This is a genomic window from Phenylobacterium sp., assembly GCF_035276905.1.
Lineage (GTDB): Bacteria > Pseudomonadota > Alphaproteobacteria > Caulobacterales > Caulobacteraceae > Phenylobacterium.
The window spans coordinates 1-12,592 of the sequence record NZ_DATELG010000425.1 but is presented as its reverse complement, the minus strand read 5'-3'; the positions used below and the strand labels follow the sequence as shown (position 1 = coordinate 12,592).

Annotated in this window: 15 protein-coding genes and 1 tRNA gene; 6 read left to right on the top strand and 10 right to left on the bottom strand. The window is 70.3% G+C overall.

Features of this window, described 5'->3' with window-relative positions:
* Both VJS38_RS20295 and pseB read right to left on the bottom strand, forming a co-directional pair.
* On the bottom strand, window positions 1-409 hold a 409-nt coding region (locus VJS38_RS20295), incomplete at its 3' end, for an aminotransferase class I/II-fold pyridoxal phosphate-dependent enzyme (protein WP_324089962.1).
* On the bottom strand, window positions 406-1,473 hold the full coding sequence (pseB, locus tag VJS38_RS20290; RefSeq protein WP_324089961.1) for a UDP-N-acetylglucosamine 4,6-dehydratase (inverting): 1,068 nt from the start codon (window positions 1,471-1,473) through the stop codon (window positions 406-408). The genes pseB and VJS38_RS20295, both read right to left, overlap by 4 nt.
* Window positions 1,474-1,568: 95 nt before the next feature.
* On the opposite strand from pseB, the gene VJS38_RS20285 reads away from it, so the two are divergent.
* Window positions 1,569-1,964: a hypothetical protein gene (locus tag VJS38_RS20285; RefSeq protein WP_324089960.1), complete on the top strand. Its 396-nt coding sequence runs from the start codon at window positions 1,569-1,571 to the stop codon at window positions 1,962-1,964.
* Here the strand turns inward: VJS38_RS20285 and VJS38_RS20280 are convergent.
* Together VJS38_RS20280 and VJS38_RS20275 are read right to left on the bottom strand one after the other, a co-directional pair.
* Complete coding sequence (locus tag VJS38_RS20280) at window positions 1,961-2,908, bottom strand: class I SAM-dependent methyltransferase (protein WP_324089959.1); 948 nt, start codon at window positions 2,906-2,908, stop codon at window positions 1,961-1,963. The genes VJS38_RS20285 and VJS38_RS20280 overlap by 4 nt on opposite strands.
* An 83-nt stretch (window positions 2,909-2,991) precedes the next feature.
* Window positions 2,992-3,294 (bottom strand): 4a-hydroxytetrahydrobiopterin dehydratase, encoded by a 303-nt coding sequence (locus VJS38_RS20275; RefSeq protein WP_324089958.1) that lies wholly within the window; start codon window positions 3,292-3,294, stop codon window positions 2,992-2,994.
* A gap of 80 nt (window positions 3,295-3,374) precedes the next feature.
* On the opposite strand from VJS38_RS20275, the gene VJS38_RS20270 reads away from it, so the two are divergent.
* Window positions 3,375-3,836 (top strand): DUF3147 family protein, encoded by a 462-nt coding sequence (locus VJS38_RS20270; RefSeq protein ID WP_324089957.1) that lies wholly within the window; start codon window positions 3,375-3,377, stop codon window positions 3,834-3,836.
* A complete protein-coding gene (locus tag VJS38_RS20265) occupies window positions 3,833-4,210 on the top strand; it encodes a VanZ family protein (RefSeq protein ID WP_324089956.1) in 378 nt (125 codons plus the stop codon). The genes VJS38_RS20270 and VJS38_RS20265 overlap by 4 nt, the downstream gene beginning before the upstream one ends.
* A 213-nt stretch (window positions 4,211-4,423) precedes the next feature.
* Here the strand turns inward: VJS38_RS20265 and VJS38_RS20260 are convergent, their stop codons facing one another.
* Together VJS38_RS20260 and VJS38_RS20255 are read right to left on the bottom strand one after the other, a co-directional pair.
* Window positions 4,424-4,885: a chemotaxis protein CheW gene (locus VJS38_RS20260; RefSeq protein ID WP_324089955.1), complete on the bottom strand. Its 462-nt coding sequence runs from the start codon at window positions 4,883-4,885 to the stop codon at window positions 4,424-4,426.
* 99 nt (window positions 4,886-4,984) lie between these two features.
* Window positions 4,985-5,476 carry a flavodoxin family protein gene (locus VJS38_RS20255; RefSeq protein ID WP_324089954.1) on the bottom strand — a complete coding sequence of 164 codons (492 nt, stop codon included), beginning with the start codon at window positions 5,474-5,476 and terminating at the stop codon, window positions 4,985-4,987.
* A 183-nt stretch (window positions 5,477-5,659) separates the two neighbouring features.
* Between VJS38_RS20255 and VJS38_RS20250 the strand changes: the two genes are divergently transcribed.
* Window positions 5,660-5,905, top strand: a complete 246-nt coding sequence (locus tag VJS38_RS20250; protein ID WP_324089953.1) for a hypothetical protein — start codon at window positions 5,660-5,662, stop codon at window positions 5,903-5,905.
* A 95-nt stretch (window positions 5,906-6,000) separates the two neighbouring features.
* Window positions 6,001-6,927, top strand: a complete 927-nt coding sequence (locus VJS38_RS20245) for a glycosyltransferase family 2 protein (RefSeq protein ID WP_324089952.1) — start codon at window positions 6,001-6,003, stop codon at window positions 6,925-6,927.
* Window positions 6,928-6,958: 31 nt separating this feature from the next.
* On the opposite strand, the gene VJS38_RS20240 is transcribed toward VJS38_RS20245, so the two are convergent.
* Window positions 6,959-7,035 (bottom strand) — tRNA-Arg (locus VJS38_RS20240).
* A gap of 128 nt (window positions 7,036-7,163) precedes the next feature.
* On the opposite strand from VJS38_RS20240, the gene VJS38_RS20235 reads away from it, so the two are divergent.
* Complete coding sequence (locus tag VJS38_RS20235) at window positions 7,164-8,426, top strand: NAD(P)/FAD-dependent oxidoreductase (RefSeq protein ID WP_324089951.1); 1,263 nt, start codon at window positions 7,164-7,166, stop codon at window positions 8,424-8,426.
* A gap of 14 nt (window positions 8,427-8,440) precedes the next feature.
* On the opposite strand, the gene dnaJ is transcribed toward VJS38_RS20235, so the two are convergent.
* From dnaJ to VJS38_RS20220, 3 genes are all read right to left on the bottom strand, one after another.
* Window positions 8,441-9,592, bottom strand: coding sequence for a molecular chaperone DnaJ (dnaJ, locus tag VJS38_RS20230; RefSeq protein ID WP_324089950.1), 1,152 nt, complete (start codon window positions 9,590-9,592; stop codon window positions 8,441-8,443).
* Between the two features lie 172 nt (window positions 9,593-9,764).
* Entirely contained in the window at window positions 9,765-11,819 is a 2,055-nt protein-coding gene (gene dnaK, locus VJS38_RS20225; protein WP_324089963.1) for a molecular chaperone DnaK, read from the bottom strand.
* Between the two features lie 72 nt (window positions 11,820-11,891).
* Window positions 11,892-12,365, bottom strand: a complete 474-nt coding sequence (locus VJS38_RS20220) for a hypothetical protein (protein WP_324089949.1) — start codon at window positions 12,363-12,365, stop codon at window positions 11,892-11,894.
* Between the last annotated feature and the right edge of the window lie 227 nt (window positions 12,366-12,592).

The following is a 12,592-nucleotide window of genomic DNA, read 5'->3' as shown; positions in this document are numbered from 1 at the left end:
CGCGCATGTGCACCGGCAGCACCGCCCGCAGCCGCCGGCCGCCGAGCCGGCTCATGGCCTCGGAAAGCGTGTCCGGCGTCATCAGCCCGCTCTGCGGGTCGACGTCGGCGAAGACCACCTCGGCGCCGACGTAGCGCGCGCAGTTGGCGGTCGCCAGGAAGGTGGTCGTGGGCGCGATCACGGCCTCGCCCGGCCGGACGTCCAGCGCCAGCATGGCCAGGTGCAGGGCGGCGGTGCCGTTGGCGCAGGCGACCGCGTTCCTGGCGCCCACGCGCGCGGCGAACGCCGCCTCGAACCTTGCGACCAGCGGCCCGGTGGTCAGGAAGTCGGCCCGCAGCGCCGCGGCGACGGCGGCGACGTCGTCCTCCTCGATGGTCTGACGGCCGTAAGGGAGGAAGGCTTGCGTCATGCGCCAAGCACGGGGGCGTCGGTCAGCCGCCGCCGCGGCTGGGCCGCGCCGTCGTCGAGCATCGCCAGCAGGCCCGCGCCCGACAGCCACTCGTCGTTGCTGTCGGAGGCGTAGGAGAAGCCTTCGACCAGCCGCGGGCCGTCGAAGGGCTTGCGGCTATACTCGGCGAACGCCGGCTCGATGGCGTAGCGGTCGCCGAGGTCGACGGTGGTGCGGGCGTCGTCCGCCGAGATCATCATCTCGTGCAGCTTTTCACCCGGGCGAATTCCGACGACCTTCAGGCGACCCTCGGGCGCCATGGCGACGGCGAGGTCGACCACCTTCATCGAGGGGATCTTCGGCACGAAGATCTCGCCGCCGCGCATCAGCGACAGCGACGAGAGCACGAAGTCGACGCCCTGGTTCAGGGTGATCCAGAACCGCGTCATCCGCTCGTCGGTGATCGGCAGCTCCGTCGCGCCGCGGGCCAGGAGGCGCTGGAAGAGCGGCGCCACCGAGCCGCGCGAGCCCACCACGTTGCCGTAGCGCACGACGGCGAAGCGGGTGCCGATGTCGCCCGACAGGTTGTTGGCCGCGACGAAGGTCTTGTCCGAGGCGAGCTTGGTCGCCCCATAGAGGTTGATCGGGTTGCAGGCCTTGTCGGTCGACAGCGCCACCACCTGCTTCACCCGGTTGGCGAGGCAGGCCCAGACGACGTTCTCCGCGCCCAGGACGTTGGTGTGGATGCATTCGGAGGGGTTGTACTCGGCCGCCGGCACCTGTTTCAGCGCCGCGGCGTGGATCACGACGTCGACTCCGCGCATCGCCAGCGTCAGCCGCTCGCGGTCGCGCACGTCGCCCAGGAAGAAGCGCATCGCCGACAGCCGGTCAGGGGCGAACCGCTCGGCCAGCTCGAGCTGCATCTCGCTCTGCTTCAGCTCATCGCGCGAATAGATGATCAGCTTGCGCGGGCGGGCGCGGTCCAGGACCGTCTCGACGAAGCGGCGGCCGAACGAGCCGGTGCCGCCGGTGACCAGGACGACCTTGCCGTCGAGGTCCAGTTGGGTTGGCGCAAATCGGCCCAAGGCGCGCTCCGAATGTTAGCGAATCGTCTGCGAACCCCAGTTTCGGGCGCGCTCGTAAAGAGATGGCTAACCATATTCGGGCAGGCTGGAAGGCGATGAAACGTCGCCAGCTTCTCGCGCTCGCCGCGCTCTTCGCCGCGGCGCCGGTCGCCGCCGCCGGCGGCGAGGAGAAGAAGAAGACCGGCGGCGAGAGCTACATCCCGATCAGCACGCTCACCGCCTACACCCTGCGGCCGGGCGACCGGCGCGGGGTGATGACCGTGGAGTGCGGGATCGACGTCCCCGACCCGGCGCTGCGGTCCAAGGTCGACCTGATCCTGCCCCGGCTGCGGGCGGCCTATGTGCAGCAGGTGCAGATCTACGCTGGCGGCCTGCCGAGCGGCGCGCCGCCGAACCCCGACTACATCGCCCGCAACCTGCAGCGGGTCACCGACCAGGTGCTCGGCAAGCCCGGCGCGCGGGTGCTGATGGGCGCGGTGCTGGTCAACTAGACCCGCCGGAACCAGAAGGCCCCGGGCTCGAGCCCCGGATGCTGCACCAGCCACGGCGCGGCCTGGCTGAGCTTGTCGCGATGGTTGTGCGCCAGCCAGTTGACCGCGCAGATCACCTCGAAGTCGCGGTTGTGGGAGAGGAAGGCCTCCATCAGGTACTGCTCGGTCCACATCCGGCGCTCCTTCACCACCCATTCGGCCGGGTAGTCGCGCGGCGTGAAGACGTCGTGGACCTGGACCAGGACCCCGGGCGCGAGCGTCGGCAGGATCTCCAGGAACTCGGTGACGACGTCGCCTTGCGGCCGCACCACGTGGCTGGAGTCGATAAACAGGATGTCGCCGGCCTGCAGGCTTGCGAAGAGCGCGCGGTCCACGAGCTCGACGCGCTGGCGGACGACCTCGACGCCGAAGGCCTCCAGCCAGGGCTGCTCGAACGGCTCGATGCAGACATGCCGGCAGGCGTCGGCGGGGTCGCGGGCGGCGTTGGCGCGGAGCGCCAGCACCGCCAGCCGCGTCGACCAGCCCGAACCGACCTCCACCAGCCGCCGCGGGCGGAAATGGCGGATCATGTCGTAGAGGATCTCCGCGTCGCCGAAGCCGTAGGCGGCGTTGCGAAAATGGAAGATCCCCTGGCCGGGATGTTCCGGCAGGGCGAGGAGCTCCTCGGCGAAGCGGAATTGTTCCAGCAGGGCCAGCTGGCCGGCGGCTTTGAGGTCGAGGCCGGGCAGGGCGCGCGCCTCGCCCAGGGAGCGATGCAGGTCGGCCTCGCGCACCAGCGGCGTGTAGTAATGCTGGCGTACGACGCGCAGGCCGGAGCGGTCGAGCGCCGCCAGAGCCGTCGGCAGCCGGTGATCGATCCGGGCGGCGGCCTTCAACGCCAGGCCCGCGGCCCAGGCGACCGGCGTCAGCGCCAGGTCAAACCATCGCGGCGCTTTCTCCCCCAAGGTCTCCACCCCGTCCCCGACTCACGTCGGAACCAGTAGGAGCATTCCTGCCGCCTGACCATGGCTCGACGGCCAGCCGGCGGCTATTGCGCCCCCAGCGCGCCGGCCGCCTGGTCCATGAACGCGGCTAGCTGCACGTCCAGCGCTGTTACCCCGTCGGCGTCGTGGGTCGCCAGCGTGACCTCGACCCGGTTGTAGACATTGAACCACTCCGGATGGTGGTCGAGCTTCTCGGCCGTCAGGGCCGCGCGGCTCATGAAGCCGAAGGCCGCATTGAAGTCCTTGAAGCGATAGCTGCGCCGGATCGCGTCGCGGCCCTCGACCGCCGCCCAGCCGGGCAGGTCGTTCAGCGCGGCCGCCGCGCCGATTTTCACCGGACGAGTCATTGGTCCGCCTCCGCACACTTGGCGCCTTCGAGGCTAGAGCATTCGACGGTTCGAATGAACCGCCGAATGCTCATAAGTTTTTGAAGTTAGACCATTCGCTGCGCCGAACCGGCGTCCACTTCGGCGGCGAATGGTCTAGTGAGGCCCTGATCTGGGTGCAAGCGCCGGCAGGTCTGCTATGGAAGGCGGCCATGCTGCACCTGCTCGTCAAGGCGGCCGTGTCGGGCCTGATCATCGCCGCGGTCTCGGAGATCGCGCGGCGCAGTCCGGCCATCGGCGCCCTGGTCACGGCGCTGCCGCTGGTGGCGGTTCTCAGCATGATCTGGCTGTGGCGCGGCTCACAGGACACGGAAGGGATGGCGGCCTACGCCGAGGCCACCTTCTGGTACGTCCTGCCCTCGCTGCCGATGTTCCTGGCGATCCCGGCCCTGCTTCGCCGCGGCGTCCCGTTCTGGCCGGCGTTGGGCGCGGGCTGCCTGCTGACGATCCTGCTCTTTCTCGGCCTGACCGCGCTCGCGCCCCGGCTGGGCCTGAAGCTGTGAGCCCGCGGCCGGACCGGTTGCCGCACGCCGTCCGCCTCGCCGCCTACAGCCTGGCCGTGGCGGTGCTGCTCTATCTGACGCTCGCGCCGGCCCAGGACCTTCCCAAGGAGCGCCTGTGGGACAAGGCCGAGCACGCCATCGCCTGGAGCGTGCTCGCCGGGGTCGGCCTGGCGTTCTGGCCGGAGCGCCCGCGCCTGATCTCCGGCTTCGCCTTCGGCCTGGGCGCGCTGATCGAGGTGCTGCAGTGGGCCATGCCGTTCGGCCGCGACGGCGACGTCCGCGACCTCCTCGCCGACAGCGTCGGGATTGCGGTCGCCCTCCTGGCCTGGTCGGTGGTGCGAAGGGTAGCGGTCCGACGTCCGGTCGAGGTCTGACGCCTCAGCGGAGCACCGACGGCGCTGTGACGAGCACGCGGCGCTCGGCTTGCATATTTTTCCGTCATCGCCGGGCTTGTCCCGGCGACCCATCCCAATGTCGTTCCGCAGTTGATGAGGCCGGCGCCTTGGGCTGGGTGGCACGCATAAAGCGGGCCATGACGAAAGGGAGAAGCCGGCGCGAGCGCCCTTCGGGCGACTGAACGACTCGCCTCAGGCCGCGTTCGCCAGGCCCTCGGGCATCACATGGTCGAGCGAGAGCAGGGTGACGATGCCCTGGTCGGTGGTCATCACGCCGGCCACGAAGTCGCGCACCCGGTCGCCGACGTTCGGCGGCTCCTGCAGCATGTTGTCGGCGACCATCAGGATGTCGCAGACGGCGTCGACCAGGAGGCCCACCTGATGCTCGCCGATCTGGGCCACCATCACCACCGAGGAGGCGGAGACCGAGGTCACGCCGACGCCCAGCAGCGAGCCCAGGTCGATGACCGGCAGGATCGAGCCGCGCAGGTTGATCATGCCCAGCACGTGCGGCGGGGCATGCGGCAGCGGGGTCGAGACGGTCCAGCCGCGGATCTCGCGCACCTGCATGATGTCGATGGCGTAGAGGTGCTGGCCGATCGAGACGCAGATCAGCTCCGATCCGACCGCCGGCAGCTTGTTGGTCCCAGACATCCGTCCTGATTCCCCGCGCGCCTCGCCGAAGGGCGGAGGATCGGCCGCGTCGAATCGACTTTTTGCCTGATCCGGTAAAACCCTCCTTAAAGCGCCAGCTCAGAAGACCCCGAGCGCCAGGCCCGCCGCCAGCGCCTGTCCGAGCTCGCGGCAGGGGGCCAGCTGCTCGGGGCTCAGCGTCTTCTCCGCCAGGATCGTCTCCGGCGTCTGGGCGTGGGTGCAGACGATCAGCGGCTCGGCGACCGGCCGCAGCCGCCAGCCGGTGGCGATCCGGGCGATTTGGCGGGCCGCGCCGGTCCCGTCGCTGCCGGCGCAGATCATGGCCGCGTAGGCGCGCCCCTGGATGCGGTCGAGCACGGGATAGTAGCAGCGGTCGAAGAACTCCTTCATCGCCCCCGACAGTCCCGCCAGGTTCTCCGGGCCCGCGAACAGATAGCCGTCGGCGCCGACCAGGTCGTCGGGTCCGGCCGCGTCGGCGGCGAGGAGGCGGGTGCGCACCTCGGCCTCCCCGGCCGCGCCGTCCGCAGCGGCCTCGGCCATTTGTCGTGCGCCGCCGGTGCGCGAATGCCAGACGATCAGCAGGCTCTTCATGGCCGCGGACCCTAACCCCGCGGCCGGCGTCTCGGCCATGGGGCGCCCACACGACGGGCGCCGGGCGCGGCGGGCAGACTTCAGGATGAGCAGTTGCGCCGGCTCTTTGCCCGGTTGCAACAAATGATCATGTGAAAAGGGGCGACGTGGGACACCGCTGGAGAAACTCCAGGGAGGAGCCCCATGGACAAGATCCGGGAATATCGGGAGCACGCGCGCACCTGCGAGCTGCTCATCGAGAAGACCGAGGATCTTCGGGTGCGCCAGCAGCTGCGGCGCGAGCGCCAGGAATGGTTGGAGCTGGCCGCCAGCCGCGAGGCTGTGCTGCGCGGCGAGCGCTGGGCCGGCGAACGGGCCCTGGACGAGGAGATGACGCTGAGTTCGCTGAGGGCCTTCGAGGCCCTGCGGCGCGCGCAGAGCGGCGGCTGACGGAGCGCCATTGCGAGAGTAAGCGGCGAGGCGTGAAACCCACCGCGCGCTTGCGCTTTTCGGCGAGGGGACGTTAGCCGCCAGCGCGAGGCTCCGTGCTCAGCATCGTCGTGCCATGCTTCAACGCGGCCGCCACCATCCGCGAGGCGCTCGACAGCGCCCTCGCCCAGGAGGGCGAGCTGGAGGTCGTCGCCGTCGACGACGGCTCGCACGACGACACGCTTCAGGTCCTGCGGTCGTACGGGACGGCGATCAGGGTGCTGTCGGGCCCCAACCGCGGCGTCAGCGCCGCCCGCAACTGGGGCCTTGAGGAAGCCGCCGGCGACTGGATCGTCTTCCTCGACGCCGACGACCTGCTCGAGCCGGGCGCCCCGGCCGCTCAACGCAAGGCCGCCGCGCGCGCCGGCGCCGACGTGGTCTTCTCCGGCTGGAGCGAGCTCGCCCAGCGGCCGGACGGCCAGTGGCGGCGCGGCGTCACGCGCTTCGTCGACATGGCCGCGATCCAGGCCGACGCCCAGCTGGTCTTCGCCCGCGAGGTGCTGCCCCCGCCGGGCGCCATCCTCTACCGCCGCAGCCTGGCCCAGGCGGTCGGCGGCTTTCGCCCGGACCTTCCGGTCGTGCAGGACGTGCGGTTCCTGTTCGACTGCGCCCGGCGCGGCGCGCGTTTCGCCGGGATCGACCAGGTCGGCGCCCTCTACAGGGTCGTGCCCACGAGCGTCTCGCGGCGCAGCGTCAGGGCCTTCTGGACCGATGTGGCGCGCAACGCCAGCGACATCGAACGCTGCTGGCAGGCCGACCATGCGCTGAGCCCGGCGCGGCTGGCGGCGCTGACGGACATCTACAACAACGCCGTCAAGCAGCTCTGCCGGCAAGACGACCCCGGCTACGCGCAGCCGCTGGAGGCGCTGAAGCGCCTCCAGCTCCCCATCTGGCGGCGCAATCGCGCGCTTGGGCTGCTGGCGCGGACGTGTGGGGTCAGGGCGGCGGGCCGGGCGGCGAGGTTGTGGGGGGAGGCGGCGTGAGGCGCGGGGCTATTCGGCTCGCGGAAACCGCTGGCGCACCCGGCACGATTCGAACGTGCGACCTTTGCCTTCGGAGGGCAACGCTCTATCCAGCTGAGCTACGGGTGCGTGGCAGCGGAAGGCTCCTCTAGCCGAAAGGCGCGGCTATCGCAAATGGTCCTGGGGGCCGCAGCGCTGGAAGCGGGCGCCCCGCTCGCCTAAGTTGCCTCGCCGGCGGCTGCCGCGGAGGGCGGGACATGGGCGAAGGTGCGAGCCGGGCCAGGGTCGTCATCCTGGGCGGGGGCTTCGCCGGGCTGGAGGCGGCCAAGGCGCTGGCTGCGGCGCCGGTCGAGGTCACGCTGATCGACCGCCAGAACCATCACCTCTTCCAGCCGCTGCTCTATCAGGTGGCGACGGCGGCCCTGGCGCCGGCGGACGTCGCCTGGCCGATCCGCGGCGTCTTGAGCGACCAGCGCAACGCCCGCGTGCTGATGGCCGAGGCCGGCGGGATCGATCTCGCCGCCCGGCGCGTGCGCACCACGGCCGGCGAGTTTGCTTACGACTTCCTCGTGGTGGCGACCGGGGCGACCCACGCCTACTTCGGCCACGACGACTGGGCGGCTTTCGCGCCGGGGCTGAAGCGGATCGAGGACGCCACCGCGATCCGGCGGCGCATCCTGATGGCCTTCGAGCGCGCCGAATTGGAGGACGAGGCGGCGGCGCGCCAGGCGCTGACCACCTTCGTGGTGGTCGGCGGCGGGCCCACCGGCGTGGAGATGGCCGGCGCGATCGCCGACATCGCCCGCCACGCCCTGCCGCCCGATTTCCGCCGGGTCGATCCGGCCGCCGCGCGGGTGCTGCTGATCGAAGCGGGGCCGCGGATCCTGCCCGCCTTCCCGGAGGCCTTGAGCGCCTACGCCCAGCGCGCCCTGACCCGCATGGGGGTGGAGGTGCGCACCGGGACGGCCGTCACCGGCGTCGATGCGGCCGGCGTACTGCTGGGCGGCGAGCGCGTGGCCGCCGGCGCTGTGGTCTGGGCCGCCGGCGTCCAGGCCTCGCCGGCCGGGTCATGGCTCGGGGCGGCGCATGACCGCGCGGGGCGGGTGGAGGTGGGGCCGGACCTGACCGTGCCCGGTCATCCTGAGGTCTTCGTCGTCGGCGACACGGCGGCGGCCAAGACCGAGGCCGGCAGGCCGATCCCTGGGCTCGCGCCGGCGGCCAAGCAGATGGGCCGCTTCGCCGGCGAGACGATCGCCGCGCGCGTGGGCGGACGCTCAGCGCCGGTCCGGTTCCGCTATCGCCACCAGGGCGACCTGGCGACGATCGGGCGCAAGGCGGCGATCGTGAGCTTCGGCAGGCTGACGCTGACCGGCTTCCTGGGCTGGGCCTTCTGGAGCGTGGTGCACGTCTACTTCCTGATCGGCCTCAGGAACCGCATCGCGGTGGCGCTGAGCTGGCTCTGGGACTACGTCACCTTCGGCCGCAAATCGCGGCTGATCACCGAGCCGGCGCGGGGTTAGGGCGCGCGGCGTCCTTAAGCCCCGGTGACCTCGTTCCAGAAGCGCTTGGCCTTGCCGAGGAAGGTCGCCGACTTCGGGTGCTGCTGCTCGCCGCAGCTCTGGGTGAACTCGGCCAGCAGCTCCTTCTGCCGGGGGGTGAGCCGGGTCGGGGTCTCGACGAACAGCTCGACCACCAGATCGCCGCGTTCGCGCGAGCGCAGCGAGGGCATGCCGCGGCCCTTCAGGCGGACGGTGCGGCCGGTCTGGGCGCCTTCCGGCACGCGGACCTTCAGTTTCGAATGGCCGTCGCAATTCTCGCCGCCGAGCAGGCAGGGCGCGTCGATCTCGCCGCCGAGCGCGGCGATGGCCATCGGCACGGGCACGGTGCACAGCAGGTCCAGGCCGTCGCGCTCGAACAGCTCGTGGGCCTTGACCGAGAGGAAGATGTAGAGGTCGCCGCGCGGGCCGCCGCGCGAGCCGGCGTCGCCTTCGCCCGCCAGCCGGATGCGCGAGCCGTCGTCGACGCCGGCCGGGATGCGGACCGAGAGCACCCGCTCCTTGCGCATCATCCCCTGGCCGTGACACTCGCCGCACGGGTCCATGATCATCTGGCCCGAGCCGCCGCAGCGCGGGCAGGCGCGTTCGATGGCGAAGAAGCCCTGGGTCGCCCGCACGCGGCCGGCGCCGCCGCAGGTGGTGCAGGTGGTCGGGCTGGCGCCGACGTTACACCCCGAGCCGGTGCAGACCTCGCAGGTCATGGCCGCGGGCACGGCGATCTCGACCTCGGCGCCGGCGTAGGCCTGCTCAAGGCTGATCTCCAGGTCGTAGCGCAGGTCCTGGCCGCGCGCCGGGCCGGAGCGCTGGCGCTGGCGTCCGCCGCCGCCGAACATGTCGCCGAAGACGTCGCCGAACACCTCGTTGAAGATGTCGCCGACGTCGTGGAACTGCGGCCCGCCGCCGGCCGCGCCGTTGACGCCGGCATGGCCGAAGCGGTCGTAGGCGGCGCGCTTCTGCGGGTCGGAGAGGACCGAATAGGCCTCGTTGATCTCCTTGAAGCGGCCGGTCGCTTCCTCGCAGCCGCCGTTGCGGTCGGGATGGTGTTCCATCGCCAGCTTGCGGAACGCGGACTTCAGGGCCGCGTCGTCACAGCCGCGCACAACGCCCAGGATCTCGTAATAGTCCCGCATCAGACCGGTCAGGCGCTCAGATTGTTGTTGAAGTTAAGTGGGATGGCCCTCGCTGCGCTGCAAGGCTTGTAGCCGAACGCAGCGAGGGCCGCTTTGTCCCGCGAAGGCGGCGGCGACGTCCCCATGGCGACCTTGTGGCGGATCGGGCCCGCGGCCGCCATGGGGCGCGATGTCACGCCGACTTCTTCTCGTCGCCGTCGACTTCCTCGAATTCCGCGTCGACCACGTCGTCCGAGCCATGGGCCCGGGCCTCGGCGCCGCCCGCCTCCGCCCCTTGCGTGTTCTGGGCGTTGTACATGGCCTCGCCCAGCTTCATGGAGGCCTGGATCAGGGTCTGGGTCTTGGCCGCGATCACCTCCGCGTCGCCACCGTCGACCACGCCCTTCAGGTCGTCGAGCGCGCCCTGGATGGCGTCGCGGTCGGCCTGACCGACCTTGTCCCCGTGCTCCTTCAGCGCCTTCTCAGTCGAGTGGATGACCGCATCGGCCTGGTTCTTGGCCTCGACGCCGGCCTTGCGCTTCTCGTCCTCGGCCTTGTGGGACTCGGCTTCCTTGACCATGGCGTCGATGTCCGAATCCGACAGGCCGCCGTTGGCCTGAATGCGGATCGACTGCTCCTTGGCCGTCGCCTTGTCGCGCGCGGTGACGTGGACGATGCCGTTGGCGTCGATGTCGAAGGTCACCTCGACCTGCGGCACGCCGCGCGGCGCCGGCGGGATGCCCACCAGGTCGAACTGGCCGAGCAGCTTGTTGTCGGCCGCCATCGGGCGCTCGCCCTGGAAGACCCGGATCGTCACCGCCGACTGGTTGTCGTCCGCGGTCGAGAAGGTCTGGCTGCGCTTGGTCGGGATCGTCGTGTTGCGCTCGATCAGCGGGGTGAAGACGCCGCCCAGGGTCTCGATGCCCAGGGTCAGCGGGGTCACGTCGAGCAGCAGCACGTCCTTGACGTCGCCCTGCAGCACGCCCGCCTGGACCGCGGCGCCCAGCGCCACGACCTCGTCGGGGTTCACGCCCGTGTGCGGCTCGCGGCCGAAGAACGCCTTTACCGTCTCCACGACCTTGGGCATGCGGGTCATGCCGCCGACCAGGATCACTTCTTCGATGTCGGACTTCTTCAGGCCCGCATCCTTCAGCGCCTGCTCGCAGGGACCGACCGTCTTGGCGATCAGGTCCTCGACCAGGGCCTCCAGCTTGGCGCGGGAGAGCTTGACGTTCAGGTGCAGCGGGCCGGAGGCGTTCATCGAGATGAACGGCAGGTTGACCTCGTACTGGGTGGTGAAGGAAAGCTCCTTCTTGGCCTTTTCCGCCTCTTCCTTGAGGCGCTGCAGCGCAAGCTTGTCCTTGCGCAGGTCGACGCCCTGTTCCTTCTTGAACTCGTCGGCCAGGTAGTCGACGAGCCTGAGGTCGAAGTCCTCGCCGCCCAGGAAGGTGTCGCCGTTGGTCGACTTCACCTCGAAGACGCCGTCGCCGATCTCCAGGATCGAGATGTCGAAGGTGCCGCCGCCGAGGTCGTAGACGGCGATCTTCTTGCCTTCGTTCTTCTCAAGGCCGTAGGCCAGCGCCGCAGCGGTCGGCTCGTTGATGATCCGCAGGACCTCGAGGCCGGCGATCTTGCCGGCGTCCTTGGTCGCCTGGCGCTGGGCGTCGTTGAAATAGGCCGGGACGGTGATGACCGCCTTCTCGACCTTCTCGCCCAGGTGCTGCTCGGCGGCTTCCTTCATCTTCTGCAGGATGAAGGCCGAGATCTGCTGGGGCGAATAGTCCTTGCCATGGGCGCGCACCCAGGCGTCGCCGTTCGGGCCCTTGACGATCTCGTAGGGCACCATGCCCTTGTCCTTCTCGACCATCGGGTCATTCCACTGGCGCCCGATCAGGCGCTTGATGGCGAAGAAGGTGTTGGACGGGTTGGTGACGGCCTGCCGGCGGGCCGGCTGGCCCACCAGGCGCTCGCCGTCGTCGAGGAACGCCACCACCGACGGGGTCGTGCGAACGCCCTCGGCGTTTTCGATCACCTTCGGCTGCTTGCCGTCCATGATGGCGACGCACGAATTGGTGGTGCCGAGGTCGATGCCGATAATCTTGCTCATAGAGAGTCTTTCTCGCTCCTTGTTGGCGGACGCCGCGGGGAAGCCTTCTTGTCGAAGCGCCTTTGAAGTGCGGTCGTCCCCGGTTCGATTAAGTCTCGGCCGGCGCGAAGGTTCGCCTCCGCGTCCGGCGTCGCAGCGGATATGGGAAAAATTGGGGGCCCTGCAAGAGCGAAAGGCCCCAATCGCGGCAAGGACATTCCCTGCGGCCGGCGCTTAACCCTGCCGCCAGGCCGAGCTCGCCTCGGCGTAGAGCTCCGGCGGGTGCGGGGTGGCCGCCCCGCGCGAGGCCAGGAAGGCGTGCTCGACCACCATCGCCTGCTGCTCGATGTTCAGTCGGCGGAAGTCCGGACCGGCGGCCAGGTCATAGGCGTAGGCCGCCGCGGAATCGCCGGCCTTCAGCTTGGCCCGCAGCAGTCCCACCCCATGCTGCGCCTGCCAGACGTGGGCCAGCTCGTGGACGAAGGCCGCCTGGAGGGCCAGCGGCGCCGCGCCGAAGTCCACGGGCAGGGCGGCCGCCGGCCAGACGATCAGCCGGGGGCCGGCGACGAAGGCGCGCCGCCAGAAGGGGATCGCCAGGATGCGCACCGCCGCGGGATCGAGGGCGACGCCGAAGATCTCGCGGGCGATCACACGCTCGACGGCGGTCAGGGGGCGCAGGCCCAAGGGCGGGATCGGTCGGAGTGTCACCAGGGCGTCTCCGCAAGGATTAACGCGCGGCCGAGCAACCGAGGCGCCCGCCCGGAGGTCGAGTTGCGGTAAAAATTCCCCCAATAGGTGTGCGAAGTTGCTAGAGGCTGTTAGGGACTGATCAACCGACGCAGGTCAGCGAGTCGTCATGACTCGCAAGCCCTATTCGACGGACGTTTCGGACGAGGAGTGGGCGTTCGCCGCCCCGTATCTGGCGCTGGTGAGAG